2 protein-coding genes and 1 pseudogene are annotated in these 2,193 nt (G+C 46.0%); all 3 read left to right on the forward strand.

The window, feature by feature from the left end; translation table 11 throughout:
* Nucleotides 1-189 (forward strand): annotated as a pseudogene (locus tag AB4496_RS16360) (biotin synthase); the annotation flags it as partial.
* Nucleotides 176-1,387, forward strand: a complete 1,212-nt coding sequence (gene bioF / locus AB4496_RS16365; protein WP_102257833.1) for an 8-amino-7-oxononanoate synthase — start codon at nt 176-178, stop codon at nt 1,385-1,387. The pseudogene AB4496_RS16360 and the gene bioF, both read left to right, overlap by 14 nt.
* Nucleotides 1,388-2,191 (forward strand): malonyl-ACP O-methyltransferase BioC, encoded by an 804-nt coding sequence (bioC, locus tag AB4496_RS16370; RefSeq protein ID WP_009848818.1) that lies wholly within the window; start codon nt 1,388-1,390, stop codon nt 2,189-2,191.
* Nucleotides 2,192-2,193 lie beyond the last annotated feature (2 nt).

The raw sequence follows: 2,193 nt of genomic DNA on the forward strand, positions 1-2,193 counted from the left end.
AAGCTACTGACTACGCCAAACCCAGATGAAGACACGGACATGCAGCTGTTTAAGAAGTTAGGTATCAACAGCCAACAGGTGGCTCAGAAGCCAGACGAAATTCAAGAAAATGAACTGTTAGATCAAGTGGTGGAGCGCGTTGCTGCTCGTCCAACGAAAGATGACATGTTCTACGATGCCACTGTTTAAATCTCGCATCAAAAGTGCCCTTGCTCATCGCCGTGAGCAAGGGTTAACTCGTCAACTTAAGGTGCTCGAAAACAGCAATAGCCCTTTGCTTAATAGTGAAGGTTCTCGCTTTATTAACTTTTCGAGTAATGATTACCTAGGCTTGGCAAACGATCCTGAACTGGTCGATGCATGGCAAACCGGACTTTCCAAATATGGTGCTGGAAGTGCAGCATCGCCATTGGTCACGGGTTTTAGTCCTGCTCATCGAAATTTAGAGGCTCAGCTGTGTGAATGGCTTGGCTTTGAACGTGCCATTCTATTTAGTTCTGGTTTCAGTGCTAATCAAGCTTTGTTGTTTTCTCTGCTCGAAAAAGACGATTTTCTACTGCAAGATAAGCTCAACCACGCCTCTTTGATGGAAGCGGGGATGCTTTCACCTGCAACCATGAAACGCTTTAAGCATAACGACACGCAACATTTAGAGTCGCTATTGAGTCAAACTCCACAATCCTTGGTTGTGACTGAGGGTGTGTTCAGCATGGATGGTGATCAAGCGCCTCTCAGCCAGATATCTAGCCTGACTAATCAATACGACAGTTGGTTGGTGGTTGATGATGCCCACGGTATTGGCGTATTAGGTGATAACGGGGCAGGGAGTTGCAACGCCGCACAAATCTCACCTGATATCTTGGTGGTGACCTTTGGTAAAGCATTTGGCCTTTCTGGTGCTGCGATTCTTTGTTCGTCAGAAGTGGGTGATTACTTAACTCAGTGTGCGCGTCATCATGTGTATTCGACGGCAATGCCACCTTCACAAGCGGTGGCTTTGTCTCATGCATGCCAGATGATTCAAACGCAAGAGTGGCGTCGTGAGAAACTCACGGAGTTAGGCGCTCTCTATGCAGAGCAGATGAATGATGTGAAAGGTTTTATTGATACTCAGACGCCGATCAAGCCATTTTTAATCGGCGAAGCCCAAGCAGCACTATCTATTGCTGAAGAGTTAAAGCGCAACCAAGTTTGGGTAACGGCAATAAGGCCACCAACGGTGCCTATTGGGACTGCTCGTTTGCGTATTACCTTAACGGCGAACCACAGTCAGAAACAGATTCTTCAGTTAACTGACTCGTTGCTTCAAGCAATAGAGCGAAGCAACGACTCTGGAAGCAAACCAAGCATAGAATCAAGCTTTGAATTAAAGAAAGAGGCTCAGTAAATGTCACAAGAAGCAGTAGTGCATAATTACGTAAGCCAAGATAAGAGTGCGATTGCTGAAGCCTTCGGCAAAGCAGCTGCAACCTATGACAAACACGCTGAGTTTCAGCGCGATGTAGGCCACCGACTATTGGATAAGCTACCGAGTGACCTCTCTGGGTTAAAGGTGCTCGATCTAGGTTGTGGTACAGGGTATTTCTCTGAACAGTTAGTTAAGCGAGGTGCTGCAGTGGTATGTGCTGACCTTTCCAATGGAATGTTGGACGAAGCAAAACAGCGCTGTGGTGTATCAGTCTCTTCATATCAACAAGCCGATGCCGAGCAATTACCGTTTGAAGACGGGCACTTTGACATCGTTTTCTCTAGCCTTGCGTTGCAATGGTGTGACGACTTGTCGTCGCCTTTGAGAGAGATGAAGCGTGTTACAGCGGTTGGTGGACGTGTTATTTTCTCAACTTTGCTTGATGGATCACTGTTTGAACTGAAAAAGTCGTGGTCCAAAATTGACGCACATCAACACGTTAACCATTTTATTACAATCAATCAGGTAAAAATTGCGTTAGCGCAATCTAGCTGTACGGCTCATCAACTAGACTTGCCCACCATCACCGTTTGGTACGACACTGCGTTTGAACTGATGCGCGACCTTAAAGGTATCGGCGCTAATCACGTAAGTGGTCGCTCACAAGGTTTAACAAGTCGCCGCATGTTGCAGCTTGTTGAACGGGAATATCGAGAGTTTAAAAACCATCAAGGTTTCTTGCCAGCAACATATCAAGTTTGTTTAGGGGTTATTCAATTATGATT

This window comes from Vibrio sp. 10N.222.46.A1 (assembly GCF_041473595.1).
GTDB classification, from domain to species: Bacteria; Pseudomonadota; Gammaproteobacteria; order Enterobacterales; family Vibrionaceae; genus Vibrio; species Vibrio tasmaniensis_A.